Here is a 6,606-nt window from a genome sequence, read left to right as displayed (position 1 = left end):
AATACAAAACGCCCGATGCGGTGCATCGGGCGTTCTAGCGTCTGGATACTGTCAACCTATTCCAGGACTTGACACCGCGCACCGATTGCCGGTGCCTCACGCTGCGCCGCACTCCACCCCCACCAAAAGAAAAGGCCGCTCCGAAGAGCGGCCTTTCGCGTGCACCAGATCGACTCGCGTTACGCGGGATAGAACACGTCGTGATAGCGAACGTCGCCAGACGGCCGTGGCACCGAATCGTCGAGCGACAGCGCCAGGAAATACTCCGGCGGCACGCCCGGGAACACGATGTCGCCGGATGGCGCAAAACCGAAACGCGTGTAGTACGCAGGTTCGCCAAGCAGGACGCAGCCGCGCGCGCCGAGCCGGCGCAACGCGTCGAGCCCCGTGCGCACCAGCCCCGCGCCGATACTTTGCCGCTGGCAGTCGGGCAGCACCGCGAGCGGCGCCAGCCCGTACCAGCCGTCGAACGGTTCGCCGCCGATCGACACCGGCGAGAACGCAACGTGCCCGATCAGGCGGCCGTCGCGCTCCGCGACGAGCGATACGCTCAGCGCACCGTCCGCCCGCAGCGTGTCGACGATCCGCCGTTCGAACTGCCCGCCTTCCGGTTCGCCCGCGAACGCGGCGACGATCACGCGACCGATCGCGTCGGCCTCGCTCGCTCGTGCGTCGCGCAGCGTGACGACCTCGACCGGCGCGTTCGGGTCGAACATCATCCCGATCAGCCGATCCAGCGGCGCGCGTTGCGGAACACGCGCATCCACGGGCTCGCTTCACCCCAGCTTTCCGGGTGCCAGCTCATCGCGACCGTACGATGCACACGCTCCATGTGCGGCATCAGCACCGAGAAGCGGCCGTCGGCCGTCGTGACCGACGTGATGCCGGCCGGCGAGCCGTTCGGGTTGAACGGATAGCCCTCGGTCGCTTCGCCACGGTGGTCGACGAAACGCATCGCGACCGCGACGCGATCGATGTCGCCCTGCTGCGAGAAGTCCGCATAGCCTTCGCCGTGCGCGACTGCGACCGGAATCCGCGAACCTTCCATCCCCGCGAAGAAGATCGACGGCGACTTCTCCACTTCGACGAACGAGAAGCGCGCCTCGAACTGCTCGGACTTGTTGCGCGTGAACTTCGGCCACGCTTCCGCGCCCGGGATCATCGACGCGAGGCTCGACAGCATCTGGCAACCGTTGCAGATGCCGAGCGCGAACGTGTCGGGACGCGCGAAGAAGGCCGAGAACATGTCGGCGAGGTTCGCGTTGAAGCGGACCGTCTTCGCCCAGCCTTCGCCCGCGCCCAGCACGTCGCCGTACGAGAAGCCGCCGCATGCGACCGCACCTGCGAAATCGGCGAGCGTTGCGCGGCCGGCGAGCAGGTCGCTCATGTGCACGTCGTGCGCATCGAAGCCCGCGCGGTCGAACGCGTAGGCCGTTTCCAGATGCGAGTTCACGCCCTGCTCGCGCAGGATCGCGACGCGGGGCCGTGCGCCCGTCGCGATGAACGGCGCGGCGATGTCGTCGGCCGGATCGAAGCTCAGCACCGGCGAGATGCCCGGATCGGCCACGTCGAGCAGCGCGTCGTATTCGGCATCCGCGCACGCGGGGTTGTCGCGCAGGCGCGCGATGCGCCAGCTCACTTCGCTCCAGGCGCGATGGAGTTCGCTGCGCGGTGCGTCGAAGACCTTCTTCGCGTCGCGGTACACCTCGATCACGTCGCGGTCGTTGACCGAGCCGATCACGTGCGAGCACGCCGACAGGCCGAACTCGCGCAGCGCGCCGAGCACCGCGTCACGGTCGGACGCACGCACCTGCACGACAGCGCCGAGTTCCTCGGAGAACAGCGCGCGCAGCGTGCGGTCTTCGCGGCGGCCGCTCGTCTGCTTCGCCCAGTCCTTCGCGTCGCCGTAGTCGGATTCGTGATTCGGGTCGAGCGTCAGCATGTCGACGTTCAGCGACACGCCCGCGTGGCCCGCGAACGCCATTTCGCACACCGTCGCCCACAGGCCGCCGTCCGAGCGGTCGTGGTACGCGAGCAGCTTGTCCTGCGCATTGAGCGACTGGATCGCGTTGAAGAAACGCTTCAGGTCTTCCGCGTCGTCGACGTCCGGCGTCGTGTCGCCGACCTGCTGCGTGACCTGCGCGAAGATGCTGCCGCCCATCCGGTTCTTGCCGCGGCCGAGATCGATCGCGATCAGCACGCTGTCGCCCGCGTCGGCGATGCGGCGCAGCTGCGGCGTCAGGTGACGGCGCACGTCCTCGACCGGCGCGAACGCGGAGATGATCAGCGACACCGGCGACACCACTTCCTTCGCGACGCCCTGCTCGTCCCACTTCGTCTTCATCGACAGCGAATCCTTGCCGACCGGGATGCCGATCCCGAGCGCCGGGCACAGTTCCATGCCGATCGCCTTGACCGTGTCGAACAGCGCGGCGTCCTCGCCGGCCGTGCCGCACGCAGCCATCCAGTTCGCCGACAGCTTCAGCTTGTCGAGCGACGCGATCGGCGCGCTCGCGATGTTCGTGATCGCCTCGCCGACCGCCATGCGGCCCGAGGCCGGCGCGTTGATCACCGCGAGCGGCGTGCGCTCGGCCATCGTCATCGCCTCGCCCTTGAAGCCCGCGTAGTCGAGTGCCGTGACCGCGCAGTCGGCCACCGGCACCTGCCACGGGCCGACCATCTGGTCGCGCACCGACGTGCCGCCGACCGAGCGGTCGCCGATCGTGATCAGGAACGACTTGCTGCCGACCGTCGGGTGCTTCAGCACGTCGACCGCGACCTCCGACAGCGCGATGCCCGTCACGTCGACGGGTGCGCGCTCGGTTGCCACGCGCGTGACGTCGCGATGCATGCGCGGCGGCTTGCCGAGCAGCACTTCCATCGGCATGTCGACCGGGTATTCGTCGGCGCCCGTCGCTTCGTCGTCGACGAGCTTCAGCTGGCGTTCGTCGGTCGCGACACCGACTACCGCGAACGGGCAACGCTCACGTGCGCAGATCGCCTCGAAGCGCGGCAGGTCGGCCGGCGCAATCGCCAGCACGTAGCGCTCCTGCGCTTCGTTCGACCAGATTTCGCGCGGCGACAGGCCCGATTCCTCGAGCGCGACCTTGCGCAGCTCGAAGCGCGCGCCCTTGCCCGCACCGTCGACGATCTCGGGGAACGCGTTCGACAGGCCGCCCGCACCGACGTCGTGGATGCTCAGGATCGGGTTTTCCGCGCCGAGCTGCCAGCAGCCGTTGATCACTTCCTGTGCGCGACGCTCGATTTCCGGGTTGCCGCGCTGCACCGAGTCGAAGTCGAGTTCGGCCGTGTTCGCGCCGGTCGCCATCGAGCTCGCGGCGCCGCCGCCCATCCCGATCCGCATGCCGGGGCCGCCGATCTGGATCAGCAGCGAGCCTGCCGGCACGTCGTGCTTGTGCGTATGTTGATCCGCGATGTTGCCGAGGCCGCCCGCGATCATGATCGGCTTGTGATAGCCATGCACCTTCCCGCCGACGTTCTGCTCGTACACGCGGAAGTAGCCGCCGAGGTTCGGGCGGCCGAATTCGTTGTTGAACGCGGCGCCGCCGAGCGGGCCGTCGATCATGATCTGCAGCGGCGACGCGATGCGGTCCGGACGGCCGTACGGGCCGTGCGGGCCGTGCGCGTCGTTCGGGTTGCGCTCGCCGACCGGCTGCGCCGCGTCACGTGCGTTTTCCCACGACTGGCGGGCATCGGGCAGGTCGAGGTTCGACACGGTGAAGCCCGTGAGGCCGGCCTTCGGGCGCGCACCGCGGCCCGTCGCGCCTTCGTCACGGATCTCGCCGCCGGCGCCGGTCGCCGCACCCGGGAACGGCGAGATCGCCGTCGGGTGGTTGTGCGTCTCGACCTTCATCAGCGTGTGCGTGAGCTCGGTGTGGCGGCCGTAGCGCTCGCCCGGCTCGCCGGCCGCGCCTGCGTTGCGCGGGAACCAGCGTTCGGCTTCGGCGCCGACCATGATCGACGAGTTGTCCGAATACGCGACGATCGTGCCCTGCGGGTTCAGCTTCTCGGTGTTGCGGATCATCGCGAACAGCGACATGTCCTGCGCTTCGCCGTCGATCGTCCACTGTGCGTTGAAGATCTTGTGGCGGCAGTGTTCGCTGTTCGCCTGCGCGAACATCATCAGTTCCACGTCGGTCGGATTGCGTTCCAGCTTGCGGAACGCGTCGACCAGGTAGTCGATCTCGTCATCGGCGAGCGCGAGGCCCAGCTCGGCGTTCGCACGTTCGAGCGCGCCGCGGCCGACGCCCAGCACGTCGACGCTCGCGAGCGCCTTGGCCGGCAGTTCGTCGAACAGGTGCTTCGCGTCGTCGCGTGCCGCGACCACGCTTTCGGTCATCCGGTCATGCAGCGCGGCTGCGACGGCTGCGCGCGCGTCGTCCGACAGCGCCTTCTTGCCTCCGAGCAGGCCCGATTTCAGCGTGACCGTGAATTCGATACCGCGCTCGATGCGGCGCACCTGCGTGAGGCCGCAGTGCTGCGCGATGTCGGTCGCCTTGCTCGCCCACGGCGAGACCGTGCCGAAGCGCGGCAGCACGACGAAGGTCTCGGCCGTACCCTTCTCGGCCGCCGGCTCGAACGGCGCGCCGTAGTGCATCAGCGCATCGATGCGCGCGCTGTCGTCGGCCGACAGCGGCTCGGCCGCATTGACGAAGTGCAGGAACTGCCCGCGCACCGCGACGATGTTGGCGTCGATTTGCTTGAGCGTGTCGAGCAGACGGGTTTGACGGAAATCGGAGAGGGCCGAAGCGCCGGGAAAACACGAGAAGTGAGCCATGGGCTGGACTGACGTCGATGAGTCGCGCAAGGTGGCGACGTGGGGCGAAAGGAAGGCCGTAATTATACCCGGAAGTCGGTCGCCCAAGACCGGCCGTTCGGCAGCCCGCATGCACCGCAACGGTGCCGCGGTGCGCGCCGTGCACGGATCGCTCGCCGGATTGCCCACTGGGCCGCCCTGCGCGGGCGCGGCAACCGGCGGCCGTGGCGCGGCTGCACGATCCCTGCTCGCCCGGCGCCGGTTTGCGCGATTTTGGCGCTATCATTCCGGGTTCACCGGGCCGGGGCCCTCAGCGAATTCTCACCGGGCGGCGCCTGCGCGCCGCCCGTCATCGAAGCAATCCATGGATGTCATCGTCATCGGCGGCGGAATCAGCGGCGTCGCCACCGCCTACCAGTTGCGCGCGGCTGGCCACCGCGTGTGCGTGGTCGAACGCCACGCGACCGTCGCGCAGGGTGCGACCTACGGCGACGGCGGCGCACTGCAGCCGAGCCCGCTCGACGTCTGGTTCGGCCCGACCTTCATGCGCCAGCGCCAGCCGCGCGACAGCGGCATCGTCTACAAGCCGGGCTTCAACGGCGGCGTGCGCCGCTTCGTCAAGCAGCTCGGCACGCTGCGCGAGCCCGACGCGTTCGCGGCCCAGTACGCGCGGCTGCGCCCGCTGATCGACGCGTCGCGCGACACGCTCGCCGACATCGAGACGCACCTCGAACTCGAATTCGACCAGAAGCCCGGCATCCTGCACGTCGTGCGCGATCCGCGCGACTGGGACGCGATGCAGCCCGCGCTCGACCTGCTGCGCACGCTCGACCAGCCGTACCGCCTGCTCTCCGCCGACGAATGCGCGGCCATCGAGCCGTCGGTGCCGGCCGAGCCCGGCTTCGCCGGCGGCGTCCTGCTCGAGACCGAACGCACCGGGAATTGCCCGCTGTTCACGAAGCTGGTCAAGCAGGCGCTCGACGAGCATGGCGTGCAGTTCCGCTTCGGCGCGGAAGTCGCCGCGATCCGCGTCGACACGGGCCGCGCCGCAGTCGAGCTCGTCCCGACCGGCGACCGACGCGCGTCGAATGCGCGCGAGGTCGACGTGATTTCCGCCGACGCGATCGTGGTCGCCGCCGGCGCCGGCAGCCTGCCGCTGCTCGCCCGGCTCGGCTGGCGCCTGCCGCTGCATCCGGTGCGCGTCCATACGCTCACCGCGCCGATCGCCTACGAAGAACACGTGCCGCACCTGAACGTCATCGATTCGATCAAGCGGATCTCGATCACGCGCACTCACCAGCGGCTGCGCGTCGGCGGCGGCGCCGTGCTGCAGAGCGTGCCCGACACCGCCAAACCGCTCGCCGAGCCGCTGTCCGAGGCGGCGCTCGCGCTGCTCGGCCAGGCCGTCCACGACTGGGTGCCCGGTGCCGCCAGGATTTCGGCCGCGTTGTCGTGGCAAGGCATGCAGTTGCTGTCGCCGGACGGCCTGCCGGTCGTCGGTCCGACCCCGCATCCGCGCGTGTTCGTCAATTTCGGGCACGGCCCGGCCGGTTGGGGGCTCGCATGCGGGTCTGCTAAAGTGGTGACCGACTATCTGGGCGGCGACCTGCAACACTGGCCCGCCGACACGCTCGCCGCGCTGCGCGCCGGGCGCTTCACGACCTGACCGCCGCGGGCCCGTCCCCGGCGGCCGCCTTGCCAGCCGCCACGACCCCGCGATGACCGTTACCCGCCCGCTCCCCGATTCCGATCCCGTTGCGCTGCTGCGCGTCGCCGACCTGCGCACGGCCGAAGCCCGCGCCGCCGCGGCGCTGCCGCCGCATACGCTG

3 protein-coding genes are annotated in these 6,606 nt (G+C 69.6%); 1 reads left to right on the top strand and 2 read right to left on the bottom strand.

Features of this window, described 5'->3' with window-relative positions:
* Positions 1-179: 179 nt before the first annotated feature.
* Complete coding sequence (locus BDO18943_RS41935; protein ID WP_175026669.1) at positions 180-719, bottom strand: GNAT family N-acetyltransferase; 540 nt, start codon at positions 717-719, stop codon at positions 180-182.
* Positions 720-724: 5 nt separating this feature from the next.
* Entirely contained in the window at positions 725-4,798 is a 4,074-nt protein-coding gene (gene purL / locus BDO18943_RS41930) for a phosphoribosylformylglycinamidine synthase (protein WP_175026668.1), read from the bottom strand.
* 343 nt (positions 4,799-5,141) lie between these two features.
* Here purL and BDO18943_RS41925 point away from each other — a divergent pair, with 343 nt between their 5' ends.
* On the top strand, positions 5,142-6,443 hold the full coding sequence (locus BDO18943_RS41925) for an FAD-dependent oxidoreductase (protein WP_043188080.1): 1,302 nt from the start codon (positions 5,142-5,144) through the stop codon (positions 6,441-6,443).
* The last annotated feature ends 163 nt before the right edge of the window (positions 6,444-6,606 follow it).

This window comes from Burkholderia aenigmatica, from assembly GCF_902499175.1.
GTDB lineage: Bacteria > Pseudomonadota > Gammaproteobacteria > Burkholderiales > Burkholderiaceae > Burkholderia > Burkholderia aenigmatica.
This window is presented reverse-complemented; position numbering and strand designations above follow the sequence as displayed.